General features: G+C 32.3%; 20 protein-coding genes. 19 read left to right on the forward strand and 1 reads right to left on the reverse strand.

The window, feature by feature from the left end; translation table 11 throughout:
* Window positions 1–2 precede the first annotated feature (2 nt).
* The 5 genes from fmt to PY770_RS03520 are packed head-to-tail and all read left to right on the forward strand — an operon-like array spanning window position 3 to window position 4,488.
* Window positions 3–947 (forward strand): methionyl-tRNA formyltransferase, encoded by a 945-nt coding sequence (fmt, locus tag PY770_RS03500; protein WP_103428739.1) that lies wholly within the window; start codon window positions 3–5, stop codon window positions 945–947.
* Complete coding sequence (rsmB, locus tag PY770_RS03505; RefSeq protein WP_163600898.1) at window positions 925–2,271, forward strand: 16S rRNA (cytosine(967)-C(5))-methyltransferase RsmB; 1,347 nt, start codon at window positions 925–927, stop codon at window positions 2,269–2,271. Before fmt ends, rsmB begins: the two co-directional genes overlap by 23 nt.
* Before the next feature lie 8 nt (window positions 2,272–2,279).
* A complete protein-coding gene (gene rsgA / locus PY770_RS03510) occupies window positions 2,280–3,188 on the forward strand; it encodes a ribosome small subunit-dependent GTPase A (protein WP_103428741.1) in 909 nt (302 codons plus the stop codon).
* The gene (gene rpe, locus PY770_RS03515) at window positions 3,181–3,840 is read left to right on the forward strand and encodes a ribulose-phosphate 3-epimerase (protein WP_103428742.1); all 660 of its coding nucleotides are present in this window, start codon (window positions 3,181–3,183) and stop codon (window positions 3,838–3,840) included. Before rsgA ends, rpe begins: the two co-directional genes overlap by 8 nt.
* Before the next feature lie 3 nt (window positions 3,841–3,843).
* A complete protein-coding gene (locus PY770_RS03520; RefSeq protein ID WP_014081952.1) occupies window positions 3,844–4,488 on the forward strand; it encodes a thiamine diphosphokinase in 645 nt (214 codons plus the stop codon).
* A 78-nt stretch (window positions 4,489–4,566) separates the two neighbouring features.
* Here the strand turns inward: PY770_RS03520 and rpmB are convergent, their stop codons facing one another.
* A complete protein-coding gene (gene rpmB, locus PY770_RS03525) occupies window positions 4,567–4,752 on the reverse strand; it encodes a 50S ribosomal protein L28 (protein WP_014081953.1) in 186 nt (61 codons plus the stop codon).
* A 200-nt stretch (window positions 4,753–4,952) separates the two neighbouring features.
* Between rpmB and PY770_RS03530 the strand changes: the two genes are divergently transcribed.
* The 14 genes from PY770_RS03530 to rplS all read left to right on the forward strand — a co-directional run bounded on the left by PY770_RS03530 (window position 4,953) and on the right by rplS (window position 19,931).
* Window positions 4,953–5,315 carry an Asp23/Gls24 family envelope stress response protein gene (locus PY770_RS03530; RefSeq protein WP_014081954.1) on the forward strand — a complete coding sequence of 121 codons (363 nt, stop codon included), beginning with the start codon at window positions 4,953–4,955 and terminating at the stop codon, window positions 5,313–5,315.
* 32 nt (window positions 5,316–5,347) lie between these two features.
* Window positions 5,348–7,045, forward strand: coding sequence for a DAK2 domain-containing protein (locus tag PY770_RS03535; protein WP_163601125.1), 1,698 nt, complete (start codon window positions 5,348–5,350; stop codon window positions 7,043–7,045).
* 62 nt (window positions 7,046–7,107) lie between these two features.
* Window positions 7,108–9,138 carry an ATP-dependent DNA helicase RecG gene (gene recG, locus PY770_RS03540; RefSeq protein WP_163601126.1) on the forward strand — a complete coding sequence of 677 codons (2,031 nt, stop codon included), beginning with the start codon at window positions 7,108–7,110 and terminating at the stop codon, window positions 9,136–9,138.
* 18 nt (window positions 9,139–9,156) lie between these two features.
* The gene (gene plsX / locus PY770_RS03545) at window positions 9,157–10,170 is read left to right on the forward strand and encodes a phosphate acyltransferase PlsX (RefSeq protein WP_275046097.1); all 1,014 of its coding nucleotides are present in this window, start codon (window positions 9,157–9,159) and stop codon (window positions 10,168–10,170) included.
* A gap of 84 nt (window positions 10,171–10,254) precedes the next feature.
* Entirely contained in the window at window positions 10,255–10,965 is a 711-nt protein-coding gene (gene rnc / locus PY770_RS03550) for a ribonuclease III (protein ID WP_056957586.1), read from the forward strand.
* Window positions 10,966–10,983: 18 nt separating this feature from the next.
* Window positions 10,984–14,514: a chromosome segregation protein SMC gene (smc, locus tag PY770_RS03555; protein ID WP_275045781.1), complete on the forward strand. Its 3,531-nt coding sequence runs from the start codon at window positions 10,984–10,986 to the stop codon at window positions 14,512–14,514.
* Between the two features lie 2 nt (window positions 14,515–14,516).
* On the forward strand, window positions 14,517–15,698 hold the full coding sequence (ftsY, locus tag PY770_RS03560) for a signal recognition particle-docking protein FtsY (RefSeq protein ID WP_275045782.1): 1,182 nt from the start codon (window positions 14,517–14,519) through the stop codon (window positions 15,696–15,698).
* Window positions 15,699–15,700: 2 nt separating this feature from the next.
* Window positions 15,701–16,060: a putative DNA-binding protein gene (locus PY770_RS03565; protein ID WP_014081961.1), complete on the forward strand. Its 360-nt coding sequence runs from the start codon at window positions 15,701–15,703 to the stop codon at window positions 16,058–16,060.
* 11 nt (window positions 16,061–16,071) lie between these two features.
* Window positions 16,072–17,511 (forward strand): signal recognition particle protein, encoded by a 1,440-nt coding sequence (gene ffh / locus PY770_RS03570; RefSeq protein WP_139562300.1) that lies wholly within the window; start codon window positions 16,072–16,074, stop codon window positions 17,509–17,511.
* Window positions 17,512–17,595: 84 nt separating this feature from the next.
* The gene (rpsP, locus tag PY770_RS03575; RefSeq protein ID WP_014081963.1) at window positions 17,596–17,874 is read left to right on the forward strand and encodes a 30S ribosomal protein S16; all 279 of its coding nucleotides are present in this window, start codon (window positions 17,596–17,598) and stop codon (window positions 17,872–17,874) included.
* Window positions 17,875–17,882: 8 nt separating this feature from the next.
* On the forward strand, window positions 17,883–18,128 hold the full coding sequence (locus PY770_RS03580; RefSeq protein ID WP_103428748.1) for a KH domain-containing protein: 246 nt from the start codon (window positions 17,883–17,885) through the stop codon (window positions 18,126–18,128).
* A gap of 63 nt (window positions 18,129–18,191) precedes the next feature.
* On the forward strand, window positions 18,192–18,707 hold the full coding sequence (gene rimM / locus PY770_RS03585; protein ID WP_014081965.1) for a ribosome maturation factor RimM: 516 nt from the start codon (window positions 18,192–18,194) through the stop codon (window positions 18,705–18,707).
* Window position 18,708: 1 nt separating this feature from the next.
* Entirely contained in the window at window positions 18,709–19,473 is a 765-nt protein-coding gene (gene trmD / locus PY770_RS03590; protein ID WP_014081966.1) for a tRNA (guanosine(37)-N1)-methyltransferase TrmD, read from the forward strand.
* A 98-nt stretch (window positions 19,474–19,571) separates the two neighbouring features.
* The gene (gene rplS, locus PY770_RS03595; RefSeq protein WP_056957582.1) at window positions 19,572–19,931 is read left to right on the forward strand and encodes a 50S ribosomal protein L19; all 360 of its coding nucleotides are present in this window, start codon (window positions 19,572–19,574) and stop codon (window positions 19,929–19,931) included.
* Window positions 19,932–19,943 lie beyond the last annotated feature (12 nt).

Consider the following 19,943-nt stretch of genomic DNA (forward strand, 5'->3'; position numbering starts at 1 on the left):
ATATGAAGTCAATCGTCTTTATGGGAACACCAGAATTTAGTGTTCCAATTTTACAAGCCCTAAATGAAAAATATGATATTAAAGCAGTAGTTACCCAACCAGATCGTCCAGTTGGAAGAAAACGGAAGATAATTCCAACTCCTGTTAAACAAGTAGCAGTGGATTTGAATTTACCGGTTTATCAACCAGAAAAGCTAAGTGGTAGTGAAGCTATGCAAAAAATCATTGCTTTGCAACCAGATTTCATTATAACTGCCGCATATGGCCAGTTTTTACCAACTAAATTACTTGAAGCAGTTAAGATTGCTGCGGTTAATGTTCATGGATCATTGTTACCAAAGTATCGTGGCGGGGCGCCCGTTCAATATGCAATTATGAACGGCGATCAAGCAACTGGAATTACTATTATGTACATGGTTAAAGCAATGGATGCTGGTGATATAATTTCACAACAAGCAATTGAAATTACAGATAAAGACGATACTGCCAGTATGTTTAAAAAACTAAGTAAGGTTGGTCGTGATTTGTTATTAGAAACTTTGCCTAAAATTGCTGAGGGAGACATTAATCCCATTCAGCAAGACGAAAGCAAGGTAATCTTTTCTCCAAATATTAAACGAGAAGAAGAAGTCCTTGATTTTAAACAACCTGCGCGTTTAATTGATTGTAAGGTTAGAGCATTAAGACCTGATCCAATTGCCTATACTTTTGTTGGTGGCAAACGCTTTAAAATCTGGAATACCAGTGTCATTGACCAAACGACTGATTTAAAACCAGGGCAAGTCGTGTACAGAGATAAACATACATTACAAGTTGCTGCTGGAAATGGTTCAATTCTACAATTGAATGAAGTTCAAACAGCTGGTAAACCGAAAAAAACCATTACTGATTTCTTAAACGGAAATCAAAAGTTAGCTAGAGGAGATCAATTCATTGACGAAAGATAATAACAACAATCCACGGTACTTGGCAGTTAAAACTTTAGAACGAATTTCAGATGGTGCCTATTCTAATTTACAAATTAATAACGTAATTGATTCAACTAAGATGTCAGAAAAAGATACCCGTCTATTTACTAATATTGTTTATGGGGTAATTCAACATCGTCTTACTTTTGAGTATTATGTTAGTAAATTAGTTAAGCATCCTGGTAAATTACAAAACTGGGTTAAAGAATTGCTGTATACTGCTATTTATCAAATGATTTATCTCGATAAAGTACCCAATCGAGCAATTTTTGATGAATCTATTAAAATTGCTAAATTTAGAGGACATGATGGAATTAGACGATTAGTTACGGGTGTATTACACAAAATTGATCGAGATGGTCTACCACAAATCACTGGAGTGAATGCAATTGAAAAACAGTCAATTGAAGCAAGTGTCCCAGTTTGGATTATTAAACAATTAAATAATCAAGTTGGAAAAGCAAAGACTGAATCAATTTTAAAGAGTATTAACCAACCAGCTAATCAATCAATTCGCATTAATATTAAGAAAATCGAAAAGGAAGCTCTAGTTAAAGAACTAGAACGGATCGGTTTTACAGTTCGTGATAGTGAAGTAGCGGCGGATGCTTTAGTGCTTAAAGATGGAGTTGCTGCTCATACGGCGTTGTTTAAAGAAGGTTTTTACACCATTCAAGACGAAAGTGCGATGTTACCCGTCCAATCAATGGACATTGATGGCGATGACTACATTCTTGATACTTGTGCTGCACCAGGGGGGAAAACCACCCAGATTGCTGAGCATTTAACCACTGGATTAGTCGTAGCTCTTGATTTACATGAAAACAAGTTGCATAAAATTATGGAAAATGCTGAACGGATGGGTGTCAGTGAAAATGTTGAAGTTCATGCGTGTGATGCCCGTAAAGTTGGTGACATTTATGAAGATAACGTTTTCGATAAAATCTTAGTCGATGCCCCTTGTTCTGGTTTAGGTCTAATTAGAAGAAAACCAGAAATTAGATACGAAAAATCACTAGAAGATGTTGAAGAATTGGCTGTTGTTCAGGGGGAAATTTTGGATTCCGTTGCTGCTAAAGTAAAGGTTGGTGGACAAATAGTTTACAGTACTTGTACTATTTTGAACCAAGAAAATTCCAAGAACGTAAAAGATTTTCTTGAAAAGCATCCAGAGTTTGAAGAAATTAAAGTTAAAACTAATTTAAATCTTCAAGCGGACCGACGTGAAGACTATCTCAAGATTTTTCCAGATGATTACGGTTCTGATGGATTCTTCATTGCTGGATTTAAAAAAGTGAGATAGGAGCATTTATGAAAACAGGTAAGATTTACCAATCATTAAGTGGTTTTTATGATGTTAATTCTGATGGTCAAATTTATCGAACCAGAGCTCGGGGAAACTTTCGTAAACGTTTAATTAAGCCTTTGGTTGGTGATGAAGTCGAATTTGATGTTACAAATGGGACTGAAGGTTATATTTTAAAAATCATGCCCCGAAAAAACTCTTTAGTCAGACCTCCAATTGCTAATACTGGTCAAGCAATTGTGGTTGTTTCAGTAATTGAACCTGATTTTTCTGAAATTTTATTAGATAAAGAACTAGTTGCTTTAGAAAAAGAACATATTACTCCGATTATTTACTTTTCTAAGCTAGATTTAGTTTCTGAAAAACAAGTTGATTATTTCTCTCAAATTGCTCGTGATTATGAAAACAAAGTAGGTTATCAAGTAATCTATTCTCCAGACCAAGCTAAAAATTTTCAAGTATTACGTGATCTTTTGAAAAATAAACAGTCTGTAATCATGGGACAAACTGGAGCAGGGAAATCAACTCTTTTAAATCATCTTGATCCTAGTTTGAATTTAGAAACTGGTGAGGTTTCTAAAGCATTAAGTCGGGGTAAACATACCACTCGTAAAGTTTCTTTTTTGACGATTAACAACGGGATTATTGCGGATACGCCAGGATTTTCTTCATTTGAAGCAGCTGGTATTAAATTAGCTGAATTAAAAAATTATTTCCCAGAGTTTGTCCGAGTAGCCAATGAATGTAAATTCAGAGAATGTTCGCATATTAACGAACCAGGTTGCGCAGTGAAAAAAGGCGTAGAAAATGGTACAATTCTAACGAGTAGGTACGATGACTATCTCAAACAATATGCATTAATTAAGAGTCAAAAAATTATTTATAAACGAAAAAGGGGAAATAAAAATGATTAAAGTTGCACCTTCAATTTTAAGTGCTGATTATGTAAATCTTCAAAAATCAATTGAAGAAGTAGATAAAGCTGGGGCTGAAGTTTTACACATCGATATTATGGATGGAATGTTTGTTCCTTCAATTTCTTATGGACCAAACTGGGTTAAAGCTATTCGTCCCATTACAAATATGGAATTAGATTGTCATTTGATGATTGAAAATCCTGAACGGTACATTGATGTTTTTGCCAAAAATGGGGCAGATTTAATTGGAGTTCATGTTGAAGCAACTCAACATATCCATCGCGCCCTTCAAATGATTAAAGATCATGGTGTTAAAGCTGAAGTAGTAATTAATCCAGGTACTCCAGTTAGCTTAATTGAACCAATTTTATATATGGTTGACCAAGTGTTAGTTATGACTGTTAACCCAGGTTTTGGTGGACAGAAATTCATTCCAGAAACAATTGAAAAAATTGCAGAATTGAACAAGCTTAGAAACGAAAAAGAAAACCTTAATTTTGAGATTGAAATTGATGGTGGAGTTAACGATAAAACAGTTGTTAAAGCTTACGAAGCTGGGGCTAATGTCGCTGTTGCAGGTTCATATGTTTTTGATGCACCAGATCCTGCTGAAAGAATTAACGCGATTAAAAAAGCAACGGATTTCTAAATTATGCAAAAAATTAATTTATTAGTTGGTGGTCCTAAAACAGAATGGCCAACTGAATTAGTAAATGGCAAAATTAAAGGACCATTTATTGGGGTTGACCGTGGCGCGTTAAAATTGCTTGAATTAGGGATTACCCCGCTTGCTGCAGTTGGTGACTTTGATTCAGTCAACCATGCTGAGATGAAATTAATTGAAGCTCAGATTAGTTCCATTCATCGCTCTAATCCAATTAAAGACGAAACTGATACTGAAATTGCAATTAAATATGTAATGAAACATTTCCCAGAATCTGAAATTGATATTTATGGATTTTCTGGAGGACGTCTTGATCAGTTAATGACCAATTTATTGATGTTACAAAAGCCGATCTTTAATTCGGTCGTTGAAAAAGTAACTCTTTTAGATCAACAAAACTGTGTGCGTTTTTTCAAACCAGGAAAACATCAAATTGATAAAATAAATGGGATGAAATACCTAGATTTTGTTAATTTTGAAAATTGTCATTTAACTTTATTTGATGAAATGTATACTTTGAAGGACCATTTAGTCTTAATACCGACTTCTTTTTCTAGTAATGAATTTATGCATAATCATGCAACTTTTGAATTTGATAAAGGTATATTGACCGTGATTCAAAGTAAAGATTAAAATTAACCAAAACAAAAAAGAAGTAATCATTTCGATTACTTCTTTTTTGTTTTAATTAATTAATTAAACGTATAGATATTATACACGCTTGAATTTACCAGATTTTAATGTTCTAGCACTCAACCAAACGCGTTTTGGTTTACCATCTACTAAAATACGAACCTTTTGAAGGTTTGGCTTCCAACTTCTTCTTGAAGAGTTTAAAGCGTGTGAACGACGATTACCAAAGTGGGTTCTTTTTCCTGTTAATGCATCTTTAGCCATGAAAACATCCCTCCTTTTATTTTAAATTAGAGCGTATTAAACTACATGTCTAAATTTAGCATATTTGGACTTTAATTGCAATCTTTCTTTCAAGTATTTGTACTTGACACCCTAATAATAATAAATAATTTTGGTTTTAATTATCAATATGTTAAGATAGGGTATCGAGATTAACTTGTAAATAAGGAGATGCTTACACGATGGCTGTTAAGATGAATACTCAATACGGCTCCATCAACATTGATAATGATGTTATTGCAACCGTTGTTGGTGGTGCAGCAACTGATAACTATGGTGTTGTCGGTATGGCAAGTAAAAATCAAATAAAAGACAACATGAACGAAATTTTACGTAGAGATGCATATTCACGTGGAGTTGTTGTTCGTCAAGTACAAGACAAGATTGAAGTAGATGTCAATATCATCGTGAGCTACGGAACAAAGATTTCTGAAGTATCACGTACTGTACAAGATAAAGTTAAATATAATTTAGAAACAATGCTTGGGGTTACTGCTGATGCAGTAAATGTAATTGTCCAAGGTGTAAAAGTAATTAACGATTAATTAGTTTGAATTAAAAGGGAGATTGGATAATAGTGCCAGTAACTAAGATTACGACTAAAGAGTTCGACCAAATGGTTCAAGCTGCATCGGTCGTGCTAAAAAATAATGCAGAATTTATTAATTCTTTAAATGTTTTCCCGGTTCCCGATGGCGATACCGGTACAAATATGAGTCTTTCAATGGAAAGTGGAGCTAAATATGTTAGTAAATCTACTGATAACACAGTTGGTGGAAAAGCTTCAGCTTTAGCTAAGGGTCTTTTGATGGGAGCCCGTGGAAACTCTGGGGTTATTTTATCTCAAATTTTCCGTGGATTTTCAAAAGACGTTGAAGGAAAGACCACTTTAAATGCGCATGAACTTGCTAATGCTGTTACTGCGGGAGCTAAGACTGCTTATAAATCAGTTATGAAACCTACTGAAGGAACGATTTTGACAGTAGTAAGATATGCAGCTAATGCTGGTCATCATGCTGCAGAAGAAACTGATGATTGTGCCCGAGTAATGGATGCAATTAAAAATGGTGCCCAAGAGGCTCTGGCTAAGACGCCTGAATTACTTCCAGTACTTAAACAAGTAGGAGTAGTTGATTCTGGTGGACAAGGTCTTACATTTGTGTTTGAAGCTTTTGCTGACATTTTAAATGGCCGGGAAGCTTCAACTGATGTTCATGAAAAATTCAATGTTAAAGCAAATCAAATGGATCAAATGGTCAATGAAGACCATCATGAAAGTGCTCAAGGACAATTAAATCCTGAAGACATTATCTATGGATATTGTACTCAAATGACAGTTAGATTTGGTAAAGGTAAAGAAGTTGAGAAAAAATTTGACTATGATACCTTTTATAACTACTTAGCTCCACTTGGTGACTCATTGCTGGTTATAAATGATGATGAAGTTGCTAAAGTTCACATTCATACTGAGCATCCAGGTAAAGTATTAACTTGGGGACAAAAATTTGGTGATTTAATTAACATCAAGATTGATAACATGCGTAGTCAGCAAGAAGAAATCATGGAAAATGATGAAGAAATTGAACATCAACCAATAACTGATAAAAAAGAAAGTCCAAAAGAGATAGCTGTAATCTCTGTGGTAGCTGGTAAAGGTCTTGAAGAATTATTTAAAAGCCTTGGGGTAACTAACATTATTAGTGGTGGTCAAACCATGAATCCAAGTACTGAAGATATTGTTAATGCGGTTAACAATTCAAATGCAAAAAAAGCAATTGTTTTACCAAACAATAAGAATATTTTTTTGGCTGCTGAACAAGCTGAAAGTTTAACTGATATACCAATGAAAGTTATTCATACTAAAACCATTCAACAAGGTTTAACGGCGATGTTTTCTTTTAATCCAGCCGCTTCAATTGAAGAAAATCAGAATGAAATGGATGATTCACTAGATTCAGTTAAAAGTGGTCAAGTTACAGCTGCAGTTCGTGATACAAAGATTAATGGTCTTGATATTAAAAAAGGCAGTTACATGGGAATTGTTGATGGTAAAATTGAAATTATTGAAGATACTTTAAATGATGCAACAATTTCAATGTTGACAAAAATGTTAGATGAAGACAGTGAAAATGTAACCATTATTTTTGGTGAGGGTGCAACTCAATCAGATGCAGATCAAATTGAGGCAAAAGCAATCGAAATTAATCCTGAACTTGAAGTTGAAATCCATGAAGGAGATCAACCAGTATATCCATTACTTATCTCTGTTGAATAAAAACATCAAAAACTGCCAATCATTTATGATTGGCAGTTTTTTCTTCTATAAGGAGGAAACCTATGAAGAATCTTACTGATTCGGTTTCAACTTTAAATGGTGTAGGCCCTAAAAAACAAGAGGCTTTATTTGATTTGGATATTCATACTATTTTTGATTTATTAACGTATTTTCCTTTTCGGTATGAAGATTTTGTACCAAAAGAAATTCAAGAGATTGTTGATCAGCAAACAGTAACTTTAAAAGGTGAAATTGCTGCTGAACCTACTATTAGTTTCTATGGTCGTCGAAAAAGTCGTTTAACAGTTCATTTATTAATAGATCATGATGTTATTCCGGTTACCTTTTTTAATCAAGCATGGCTTAAAAAACAATTACAAATTGGTCATAAAGTTTTAGTTCATGGTAAATTTAATGCTGTTTCAAAATCGATGACTGGAATCAAATTAATGAAATCAAATAGCAAAAATAATTTTAGTGCTATTTATTCTGTTAATAACAAGATAACTCAAAAAACATTACAGCAAATCATTCAACAGGCTTTTACAGAATATTATGATGTAATTGACGATTTTGTCCCTAAATGGATTATTGATAAGTTTCGTCTCGAATCTTTTAAAAAGGTTATTCATGACCTACATTTTCCGAAAAACCATGATGATGTTAAAGCAGCATTAAGAACGGCTAAGTTTAATGAATTTTTTTTATTTCAAATGCAACTACAGACCATTAAGACTAATCACCAGAAAAATAAAGATGCCCGAATTATGGCTGATAAATTAACCTTAATGCCCTTTATTGAGAAATTGCCGTATCATCTAACGGGGGCACAAGATTGTGTAGTTAATGAAATTTTAGCTGATTTACATAGACCTTATGTTATGAATCGATTGTTGCAAGGAGACGTCGGAAGTGGAAAGACAGTCGTTGCTGCAATTGCCATTTTATCTACAATTCTCTCGGGAAAACAGGCGGTAATGTTAGCTCCAACTGAGATTTTGGCTGAACAACATGCTAATGGATTGGCTAAACTATTTGCTGGGACAGATGTTAATATTGCATTATTAACTGGAGCTACACCTGCTTCTGCTAGGAAACAAATGCTTCCTAGAATTAAAAATGGAGAAATTAATTTAATTATTGGAACACATGCTTTATTTCAAGATAAAGTTAAATATAACGATTTAGGTTTAGCAGTAATTGATGAACAACATCGTTTTGGTGTCAATCAAAGACGAAAAATGCGTGAAAAAGGCAAAGCAACAAATGTTTTATCGATGACTGCTACACCAATTCCTAGGACTTTATCGATTACTGCATATGGAGAAATGGATGTGTCTGTTATAGATGAGTTACCAGGTGGACGAAAACCAATTAAAACAACCTGGATTAAAAATTCACAAATTAAAACCATGCTTAACTTTTTACAAAAACATCTTAAAAATAACGAACAAGCATATGTAATTGTTCCCTTGATTGAAGAATCAGAAGTAATGGATATGCGAAACGTAATAGAGACTTTTGAAAAATTCCAACAATATTTTGGAAATAAATACAAAGTAGGTCTTTTACATGGTAAATTAAATGAAAACGAAAAAAATACGGTAATGCAGGATTTTAAAGATAACAAAACGCAAATTCTAGTATCTACAACAGTTGTTGAAGTTGGAGTAGATGTTTCAAATGCAAGTGTAATGGTAATTTTTGATGCAGATCATTTTGGCCTGGCTCAACTTCATCAATTACGTGGAAGAGTTGGACGCGGATCACAGCAATCTTATTGCGTTTTGATTGCTGATCCAAAAACTGAAATTGGAATTAAAAGAATGAATGTTATGAGCTCATCGACAGATGGTTTCTTTATTTCACAAAAAGATTTAGAATTAAGAGGACCGGGCGATTTGCTGGGAAAACAGCAATCAGGGCTTCCTTCTTTTCAAGTTGGAGATCCAATTGCAGATTTAAATATTCTTAGTGCTGCTCAAGATGTAGCTAAACAGGTTACAGATAACGAAAACTGGAAAGATCTTGATGAAAATCAAGAATTATTAAAAAATTTAACCACTTTAAATGAGAACACATCTTTTGATTGAAGGAGTAAGATAGATATGATTAAACTTGCAGTAGACGCCATGGGTGGAGATTATGCACCACAATCAGTAGTTGAAGGGGTTGAACTAGCTCGTAATAGTCGAGACGATATCGAGTTTTTATTATTTGGTGATGAAAAACAAATCAAACCACTTTTAAAAGACGAAAAGAACATTAAAATCATTCATGCTGACGAAGTAATTACTATGGAAGATGAACCAGTTCGAGCAGTTAAACGTAAAAAAAATTCAAGTCTGGTTTTAGCTGCTAAAGCTGTCAAAGACGGAAAAGCAGATGCCTTAGTTTCCATTGGAAATACAGGGGCATTATTAGTTGCATCCTTGTTAATTATTGGTAGAATCAAAGGAATAGATCGTCCTGGTTTTACGGCGACAATGCCTGTTATGAATAACGATAAAGGATTTACCATGGTTGATGCAGGGGCTAATGCCGATGCAAAAGTTACCAACATTGAACAATACGCTTTATTAGGAAAATATTACTCAGAACTAGTTGGACATGTTAATAATCCTCGAATTGGATTAATTAATAACGGAACCGAAGCTGATAAGGGTGACATGATTCATCGTAAAATGCACGATGCACTTCAATCAATGAACGCAAATGGTGAAATTAATTTTATCGGGAACATCGAGTCTCGTGAATTGTTAAATGGAGTTGCCGATGTTGTTGTTACAGATGGTTTTACTGGAAATGCAGTTCTTAAGGCGATTGAAGGTACTGCAATGTCTGGATTAGGTTTGTTAAAGGAATCAATTAAAAATGGTGGGTTTAAAGCTAAATTAGGTGCTTTCTTGATGAAAGATAGTCTTAAAAAGATGGCTAAAAAAATGGATTACAAACGTTATGGTGGTGCAGTTTTATTAGGGATTAAAGATCCAGTAGTAAAGGGCCATGGTAATAGTGATGCTAAAACAGTTAAAAATTGTTTATTTAACGCCGCTGAAATTGTAAAATCTGGTTATGTAGAATCAGTAAAAAATCATTTTACAAAAGTCGCTGAAACAAAATAACAAATCAATAAAGCTCTGTCTAATATTAGATAGAGTTTTTCGTTTAATGATATACTTAGATTAGGAATTACGGAGGAGTATACTGTGCAAAAAGAATTTGATAATAAATTAGCAGATAAATATAACATAAAATTTAATAATGAAGAACTATTAGATGAGGCTTTCACACAAGCTTCATATGTAAATGAGCATCCAGATCAAGATTTAAAATTCTATGAAAGATTAGAATTTTTAGGTGATGCTGTCTATCAACTTGTAGTGTCTGACTACATCTTTAAACGTTATCCTGAAATGCCACAAGGTCGATTGACAAAATTAAGAGCTGCAATGGTTAATCGTCATAGTTTTAGTCGGTTCGCTCGTGAATGTCACTTTGATAAATACATTCGTTTAGGTAAGGGTGAGGAAAAAGCTGGCGCTAGAAAACGTGATTCACTTCTTTGTGATATTTTTGAATCATTTATTGGGGCAGTATATCTTGATCAAGGAATTGAAACAGTTAAACATTTTTGTAATTTAGTTATTTTCCCTAAACTTGATGAAGGTTGGTTCGATGAATTCTTTGATCACAAAACTGAATTGCAAGAAGCTATTCAAATAAACGGTCCGGTTAAAATTGAGTATAAGCTATTAGATGAAAATGGTCCTGATAATGATCGACAGTTTAAAGTTGCTGTATTTGTTGATGATCAGGAGCTTGGAGTAGGGGAAGGTCATTCAAAGAAAAACGCAGAACAACTAGCTTCTAAAATGGCTCTAGACAAATTAGGAATTAAAGATCAAAAATTGCAATAATAAAGTGAGGAATCTGTTTTGAAATTAAAATCAATCCAAATAGCAGGTTTTAAATCATTTGCTAATAAAACTAACATTGATTTTCAAAACGGTTTTACTGGAATTGTTGGTCCAAATGGTAGTGGAAAAAGTAATGTTATTGAAGCCGTACGTTGGGCATTAGGAGAACAATCAGCTAAAAGTCTTCGTGGTAAAAAAATGAAAGATGTTATTTTTTCTGGTTCAAAAGATCAACACCCTTTGAATCGTGCAGAAGTTAGTTTGATTTTTGATAATACATCGCATTTCTTAGAATCAGATTATAGTGAAGTAAAAGTGACAAGAAAATACTATCGAAGTGGCGAAAGTATTTATTCAATTAATGATCATGAATGTTTGCTACGGGATATACATAATCTATTTATGGACACAGGTCTAGGAGAAGGTTCATTGTCAATTATTTCTCAAGGGAATGTTGATGATATTTTAGATGATGACGTCCAAAAAAGACGAACAATTATCGAAACGGCCGCGGGAGTTTATCATTATAAAAAGCAAAAGAATGAATCAGAAAAAAAATTAGAAGATACGCAATTAAATTTAGACAGAATTTCTGATATTATTAGGGAAATTGAAAAACAAATGAACCCTTTGAAAGAGCAAAGCGAAATCGCTTCGCTCTATTTGTCTAAAAATAAATATTTGAATGAATTAAAGTTTAATAAATTCGAATTTGTTTTAAAAAATAATTCTGAAGAAAAAAGTAAAATTCAAAACAAATTAAAAGAAGTTCAAATTGAACATGGTCAATTGATTAAGGAAATTGATAATTTGAACTTAAATAAAGAAAAACTAAGTCAAAAAATTAATCAATTAGATATTGATAAAGAAAATTTGCAAAGTGAATTATTAGAAAAGAATAAATTACTTGAAAATTTGAGTAGTGAAAAAAAACTTAATGAACAAAGAAAAAAATTTGATTTACAAAAACAAAATGATTTACAGCAACAATTAGATGATTTAATTTCTAATAAAAATAAATTGGCTGGTCAATTAGCTAAGGAGTCCGATAACCAAGAATCATTAAAACAACAACTTACTAATCTTGAAAATAAATTAAAAACTTTAAAAATCGAACAATTAGAAAAAGATGTTTTATTTACAGAAAAAGAAATTAATAAGGGTCGATCCAAATATGTCGAATTAATGCAAAAAATTTCAGATACTCGTAATGACTTGCGCATGAATGAAAAACTAAGTCAACAAGCTGATAGTAACTCAAAATTGCTATTTCAAGAATTAAGACAAAAAAAGGATCAATTAAATTCAATCAATGAATCGATTAATAACATTATTTCTAAACTTAAACTTTTAAAAGAAAATGAGGTTGAAGCTTCAAAGAAACTCGAAAAATACGAATCACTAATAAAAAATGATGAAAATCGAGTTGAAACGATGCGTGCTAATTGGTTAGATGCTCTTAGAATTTTTCAAGAAGCAAAGACTGAACGAGATGGATTAGCTTCTTTACTTGAAAATCATAACAATTTGTATCGTGGAACTCGTAATTTATTAAAACAAAAAGAACATTTGTCTGGAATTATTGGCGCGGTCGGAGATTATTTAAATGTCGATAATCAATATATTAAGGCAATTGAAACTGCTCTTGGTGCGGCTATTCAACAGATAATTGTAGAAAATGTTAGCGACGCACGTAAAGCAATTGCATATTTAAATAAAAACAAACTTGGGCGTGTAACCCTTTTACCAGTTAATGGGATTACTGATCGTTTTGTATCAGATACGATTCTGCAAAAGGTTCGTCAAATTGATGGTTTTATCGGGATCGCATCTGATTTAGTCCAGATTGATGATAAATATAAGCAAGTAAAACAACATTTGCTTGGTGGAATAATTATTGCTGATTCTTTAAAATCAGCAACTCAGATTAGTAATATTTGTAATCACAGAGTAAAAGTAGTTTCATTAGATGGAGATGTTGTTAATGCTGGTGGATCAATTACTGGGGGGGAAAACCAACGTCAAAATGATGGTCTTTTAACGCAAAAAAATAATTTAATTAACTTAAAAAATCAAGTTCAACGTATGCAAGAAAAGTTGAATTCGGGTGAACAAAACCTAAAAGAAATTCAATTTAAACTAAAAGATGATCAAGAAAAAAAACGAATGGTTTATCAAGATTCCAGTGAAATAAGTTCAAAACTAATGTTAGAAAAAAATAATTTAAGCTTGCAAGAAAATGAAAAAAATAAAATAGAACGAGAAATAAAGGCATTAAATTTAAAACTAGGCAATCGTGGGGATAATGAATTTGAACAGCCAGAAGACTTAAAACAACAAATTACAAAATTACAGGAACAAATTGATGATAACCAATCCCGTAATAAGTCTTTGACTTCTAATTTAGAACTTTTAAAACATGATTATAATGTTGAACTTAATTCTAAGAATGATTTACAACAACAAATTGGAATTGTAAAAGAAAGACTTAGCAACGTTAATCAAATTTGTTCAAATATAAAACAGCAGATTGACAAAAATGAAATTAATCAAACTAATTCCAAAAATTTGATTAAAAAAATTAAACAAAAGTTAGCAGAAATTAGTAAAGTTAATCATTTCGATACTCATGATATTCAAATCCAAATTAATGAAACTGAGAATAATTTTAATCAAACTAAAGAAATTCTAGATACAAAAAGAACTGAACTACAACAATTAGATGCTAAAATTGGACAAGAACAAAATCATTTAATTGAGAATAATGAATATCTTAATCAGTTTAAATCACAATTAACTGTGGTTGATCATAATTTAAGTCGAATTAAGACCAAATTTGATGAACTAAATAATAGTAATCAAATTTACAAAAAATTAGATTTAAATTTAAATCAATTAAATAATGAGATTCAAAATATCCAATTACAAATTTCTGAATTGGGACCAGTTAATCTTGGATCAATTGAAGCTTATCAGGAAATTAAAGAACGCCATGAATTTATGCAGCATCAAATGAACGATTTGCTTGAAGCGAAGAATCAATTATTAACAATCATGGACAAAATGGATGAAACCGTTAAAGTTCGATTTGAACAAGCATATAACAAAATTTCTGCATCTTTTAGTCAAGTGTTTAGAAATATTTTTGGTGGTGGAGAAGCTAAACTTGAATTAAGTGAACCGCATCATTTGCTTACAACGGGAATCGACATTCTAGTTAAGCCTCCTGGAAAACGCTACCGTAATATTACTTTACTATCTGGGGGTGAAAAGGCGTTAACGGCATTAGCTTTATTATTCGCAATTATTGAAGTTAAGCCAGTTCCATTTGTTATTTTAGATGAAGCAGAGTCAGCACTTGATCCAGCAAATGTAGATTGTTTTGCAAAGTACATCAAAAATCTAAAAAATGAAACTCAATTTATTGTTGTTACGCATAGAAAAGAAACTATGATTTATGCAGATGATTTATTCGGAATTACCATGCAAGATTCTGGGGTTTCAAAACTAGTATCTGTTGATTTGATTAACCATAAGGATAGGAGATAGTAATGGGATTATTTGATATTTTTAAACATAAAAACCAATCTACATCAAATGAAGAAAACAAAGTGGATGAACAAAAAACATTAACTGAAAATGAAGAAAATAATGAAGAATCACCAGAATCGGGCAAAAAAGAAACTGCTGATTCTGAAATTAAACCCAGTGATTTTAATCAACCTGAAAAAGACAATGATTCTGTAACACCTATCGTTGAAAATAACGAAAAAATAGATGAAATAGAATCTCAAAAAGATGAAAATCAAGCAAGCTATGAAGAAGGATTGGAAAAAACTAGATCTTCTTTTGGAGAAAAGTTAAATCATCTTTTTGCAAATTTTAGAAACGTTGATGAAGATTTTTTTGATGATTTAGAAGATACCCTTATCGAATCTGATGTTGGTGTACAAACAGCAACTCAAATTAGTGATCAATTAAAGGAAGCTGTTAAACTAGATAATGTAAAAGGTCATAAAGAAGTTCAAAATTTTGTAATTCAAAAATTAGTAGAAATTTATGATTCTCCTTCTAATGATGAAAATAAATTAAAAGAAAATCCTGATGGTCCTACAGTTATCTTATTTATCGGAGTAAATGGTGCAGGAAAAACTACTACAATTGGAAAAATGGCTCATAAATACCAAAAACAAGGCAAAAAAGTCCTTTTAGCTGCTGCTGATACATTCCGTGCCGGAGCAATCCAACAATTAGATGAATGGGCTAAACGTGATCATGTTGATATTGTCAAGAAATCAGAAGGTAGCGATCCTGCTTCAGTTGTTTATGATGCTGTGGAAAAAGCTAAGTCAGATGATTATGATATTTTATTTATTGATACGGCTGGACGTTTGCAAAACAAAGTCAATTTAATGAAAGAATTAGCCAAAATGAATAAAATTATCACTAATAAAATTCCTGGAGCCCCACAAGAAGTTTTGTTAGTAATTGATGCAACGATTGGTCAAAACGCAATGAGTCAGGCTAAAACTTTCAAAGAAGTAGCTGACATTTCCGGGATTGTTTTAACAAAGCTTGATGGTACTGCTAAAGGTGGTATCGTAATTGCCATTAAAAATGAAATTGGAATTCCTGTTAAGTATGTAGGTTTAGGTGAGTCAGTGGATGATTTGCAAACATTTGATCCAGAAAAATTTGTCTATGGTTTGTTTAAGGGATTAGTTGAGGAATAAATATGGATAAAAATTTTGATCTTAAACTAGTTCGTGACAATTATATTAATGCTTTATTTGACTTTTATGGTTGTTTATTAACTACAAAACAAGCCGATTATATTTCGCAATATTATGCAGATGATTTATCATTAGGTGAGATTTCAGAGAATTTTAATGTTAGCAGACAAGCAGTTTACGATAATATTAAAAGAACTGAAAAAACATTAGAAAACTATGAATCAAAAATGGGCTTATATGAAAAATTTATTAAACGAAATAAAGTTGTTGACGAATTAGAAGCTTTGATTAAAGTTTCTTATTCTAAAGACTCAGCACTAAATAGTTTAATTGATAAATTAGAAGAAATTGAAGAAGAATAGAGGTTTTAAATATGGCTTTTGAAGGATTAAGTAGTAAACTGCAAGAGGCTTTCAGAAAACTACGTGGTAAAGGACAAATTACCGAAGCTGATTTGCGATCTACTATGCGTGAAATTCGGCTTGCATTACTTGATGCCGATGTTAATTTCACCGTAGTTCGTGACTTTGTAAAAAAAGTACAAGCTAAAGCTAAAGGTGAAAATGTCTTAGAAGGTTTAAACCCAGGACAACAAATCATTAAAATTGTTGATGATGAATTAACTGAAATGATGGGTGGAGAAACAACTACCTTAAAAAAATCAAATAAAATCCCAACGATTATTATGATGGCTGGGCTCCAAGGTGCTGGTAAAACAACAACAGTTGGTAAATTAGCTAAAATATTAAAGGAAGATGACAATGCTCGTCCTTTAATGATTGCGGCCGACGTTTATCGTCCAGCTGCAATTGAACAACTTCAACAAATTGGTAAACAAATTGATGTTCCTGTCTTTGAAGAAGGAACTGAAGTTAACCCAGTTAAAATTGTTGAAGATGGTTTAAAAGTTGCAAAAGAAAATCATAATGATTACGTATTTATTGATACTGCTGGTCGATTACAAATTGACGAAAAATTAATGAATGAACTAAAAGAAATCAAAGAAGTTGCTAAACCAACTGACATTCTTTTAGTTGTTGATGCTATGACTGGGCAAAATGCTGTTAATATGGCTGAAGGATTCAACGAAGCTTTAGATATTACTGGAGTAGTTTTAACTAAATTAGATGGAGATACACGTGGTGGTGCAGCTTTATCAATTAAAGCTGTAACTGGTAAACCAATTCTCTTCACTGGTCAAGGTGAAAAGATGGATAATTTAGATGTTTTCCATCCAGATCGTATGGCTTCCAGAATTTTAGGAATGGGCGATGTCTTATCATTAGTCGAAAAGACCAAAAAAAACATTGATGAAAAAAAATCAATGGAACTTGCCGAAAAAATGAAAGAAAATACATTTAATTTTGATGATTTTCTTGATCAACTTCAACAAATTCAAAATATGGGACCATTAAAAAATTTGATGGCTATGATTCCTGGGATGGCTAATAATCCTGCCTTACAAAACGTAGATATGGATCCAAAAGATTTAGATCGAATTAAAGCAATTATTTATTCAATGACTAATGAAGAACGTGAAAACCCAGATGTTCTAAATCCATCACGACGTCGCCGAATTGCAAAGGGTTCAGCTCAACCAATTCAAAGTGTTAATCGTTTGATTAAGCAATTCAATCAAATGAAGAAGATGATGAATCAAATTTCTAATGGTAATATGTCTGGAATGGAAAATATGATGCAACAAACAGGAATGGGTAAAGGGATGAATAAGTTATCTAGTCTTGCTATGAAACGTATGAGTCGAAAAATTAAAAAAAATAAGCGCAAAAAAAATAAGAAAAAAAGAAAGTAATTAGGTGTAAAGAAAAAACTCTTTACATCTATAAAAATTATTGTTAAACTATATATTGTTAAGAAATCAATAGGAGGTGTAGTTATGTCTGTTAAAATCCGTTTGAAACGTATGGGTTCAAAGAAAAACCCATTTTACCGTATTGTAGTTGCTGATTCACGTAGTCCTCGTGATGGTCGTTATATTGAAAATGTTGGTACTTATAACCCACTTGTTCAAGTTGACCAAGTAACTCTTAAAGAAGAAAATGTTCTTGATTGGTTGAAGAAGGGTGCTAAACCATCTGATACTGTTAAAAACATTTTATCTGATGCTGGTATCATGAAGAAACTTCATGATATTAAGTTAGCCGATAAAAAATAAATTTAATTATGATTAATTTTGATAATTTAATAAAAAAAATCATTAAACCATTAGTTAAGTTCCCAGATGATGTCAAAATCAATCATCAAGAGACTTCTGACTTTCACGAATACATCTTATCAACTAATCCAAAAGATGTTGGACGAGTGATTGGTAAACGTGGCAGAGTTGCGCAAACAATTCGCACTATTATTTATAGTGTACATGTTACTGACAATAAAAGGGTTAAACTTATTATTGATGGTGGTAAATAAAAGAAACCCTTATATAAAACTTTGTTTTTATGTAAGGGTTTCTTTTTTAATTAGAGGTGAATAATGGAATACTTTGATGTAGGAAAAATCGTGAATACACAGGGATTAAAAGGCGAATTACGAGTTCAACCGATTACTGATTTTCCTGATCAACGTTTTAAAAAAGGAGAAAAAGTTACCGCTTTTTTAAAGGATGGAAAAACTGTTGAATTAGAAGTTGACGGAAAACGTAAACACAAAAACTTTGTTCTTATACATTTTAAGGGTTTAGACTCAATTAATGATGTTACATTCTTGAAACCATCAATATTAAAAATTACTAGGGAACAACAAGAAAATTTAGAATTAGATCCTGATACTTATTTTTATCACGAAATTATTGGTTTAGATGTTTTTAAAGAAAATGGCGAGTTAGTTGGAACAGTAAAAGATATTATGGAATTAGGTCCAAATGATGTATGGGTTGTTAAGCGTAATAATCAGCCTGATTTATTGTTGCCAAAAATTGATGATGTTATTAAAAATGTTGATTTAAAAAATCATAAAATAATTGTCGATGTATTAGAAGGGCTTGAGTAACATGAAAGTTGATATTTTAAGTTTATTTCCTCGTATTTTGGAGGGACCTTTGAGTGATTCAATAATTGGTAAAGCAATTGATCGTGGCTTATTAGACGTTTCAATTACAAACTTCAGAGATTATTCTGCTGATAAACATCATAATGTTGATGATACAATTTATGGTGGTGGAGCGGGAATGTTACTTCAGCCTCAGCCAATTGTCGATGCATTTCAACAAACTCAAAAAATTGCTAAAAAAAATGGAATTCCTAAGGGACGAGTTATTTTAACTGACCCAGCTGGTAAACAGTTTAATCAACACATAGCAGAAGAATTAGCTAAAGAAGAACATCTTACTTTTATTTGTGGTCATTATGAAGGTTTTGATGAAAGAATTAAATCAATTGTGACCGATGAATATTCAATAGGCAATTTTGTTTTAACTGGTGGTGAATTACCAGCTTTAGTAATGATTGATGCAGTTTCACGTTTAATTCCTGGTGTTTTAGGTAACGCGCAATCTGCTCCTGGAGATTCTTTCTCTGATGGATTATTGGAATACCCGCAATACACACGTCCAGCCGATTTTAGGGGGCAAAAAGTCCCTAAGATACTCTTAAGTGGAGATCATCAAAAAATAGCTGATTGGCGTTTAAAAGAGTCTTTACGAAAAACATATCTTAAGCGACCAGAAATGATTGATCATAGTAAATTATCTAAAGATGCTAAACGGTTACTAGCTGAAGTGCGAATTGAGGAAGAAAAAAATAATAATTTGATTTAGGATTATTATATGTTATAATAATATTTGGTATTTATACCAAAAAAATCAACAGTATTCCGCTGTCGGAAAGATAAGAGTGCTAGTTAGGGGAATTTATTATGCGTCAAAACAAATTGATTGAAAAAATCAACGCTGAACAATTACGTTCAGACATGCCTGATTTTCGTGCCGGAGATACTGTTAACGTATCTGTTAAGGTTGTTGAAGGTGATACAGAACGTATCCAAAACTTTACTGGTGTCGTTATTAAACGTCATGGTGCCGGAATTCAAGCTACTTATACTGTTCGTAAGATCAGTAATGGTGTTGGGGTAGAAAGAATCTTCCCATTAAACTCGCCACGTGTTGCTAAGCTTGAAGTTATTCGTCGTGGTAAAGTTCGTCGTTCAAAACTATACTACTTACGCGATCGTCAAGGAAAGGCTGCTCGTATCAAGCAATCATTCAAAAAACGTTAATAAGTATAAAAA

The sequence above is a fragment of the Fructilactobacillus sanfranciscensis genome (genome assembly GCF_029023685.1).
Lineage (GTDB): Bacteria > Bacillota > Bacilli > Lactobacillales > Lactobacillaceae > Fructilactobacillus > Fructilactobacillus sanfranciscensis.

What these genes read in the sequence shown, in the direction of transcription:
- recG (WP_163601126.1), top strand. Translation starts at nt 7,108, where the DNA reads ATGAAGAATCTTACTGATTCGGTTTCAACTTTAAATGGTGTAGGCCCT.
- rplS (WP_056957582.1), top strand. Translation starts at nt 19,572, where the DNA reads ATGCGTCAAAACAAATTGATTGAAAAAATCAACGCTGAACAATTACGT.
- PY770_RS03580 (WP_103428748.1), top strand. Translation starts at nt 17,883, where the DNA reads ATGATTAATTTTGATAATTTAATAAAAAAAATCATTAAACCATTAGTT.
- rpsP (WP_014081963.1), top strand. Translation starts at nt 17,596, where the DNA reads ATGTCTGTTAAAATCCGTTTGAAACGTATGGGTTCAAAGAAAAACCCA.
- ftsY (WP_275045782.1), top strand. Translation starts at nt 14,517, where the DNA reads ATGGGATTATTTGATATTTTTAAACATAAAAACCAATCTACATCAAAT.
- PY770_RS03530 (WP_014081954.1), top strand. Translation starts at nt 4,953, where the DNA reads ATGGCTGTTAAGATGAATACTCAATACGGCTCCATCAACATTGATAAT.
- rpe (WP_103428742.1), top strand. Translation starts at nt 3,181, where the DNA reads ATGATTAAAGTTGCACCTTCAATTTTAAGTGCTGATTATGTAAATCTT.
- rsgA (WP_103428741.1), top strand. Translation starts at nt 2,280, where the DNA reads ATGAAAACAGGTAAGATTTACCAATCATTAAGTGGTTTTTATGATGTT.
- fmt (WP_103428739.1), top strand. Translation starts at nt 3, where the DNA reads ATGAAGTCAATCGTCTTTATGGGAACACCAGAATTTAGTGTTCCAATT.
- rpmB (WP_014081953.1), bottom strand. Translation starts at nt 4,752, where the DNA reads ATGGCTAAAGATGCATTAACAGGAAAAAGAACCCACTTTGGTAATCGT.
- ffh (WP_139562300.1), top strand. Translation starts at nt 16,072, where the DNA reads ATGGCTTTTGAAGGATTAAGTAGTAAACTGCAAGAGGCTTTCAGAAAA.
- PY770_RS03520 (WP_014081952.1), top strand. Translation starts at nt 3,844, where the DNA reads ATGCAAAAAATTAATTTATTAGTTGGTGGTCCTAAAACAGAATGGCCA.
- rimM (WP_014081965.1), top strand. Translation starts at nt 18,192, where the DNA reads ATGGAATACTTTGATGTAGGAAAAATCGTGAATACACAGGGATTAAAA.
- trmD (WP_014081966.1), top strand. Translation starts at nt 18,709, where the DNA reads ATGAAAGTTGATATTTTAAGTTTATTTCCTCGTATTTTGGAGGGACCT.
- PY770_RS03565 (WP_014081961.1), top strand. Translation starts at nt 15,701, where the DNA reads ATGGATAAAAATTTTGATCTTAAACTAGTTCGTGACAATTATATTAAT.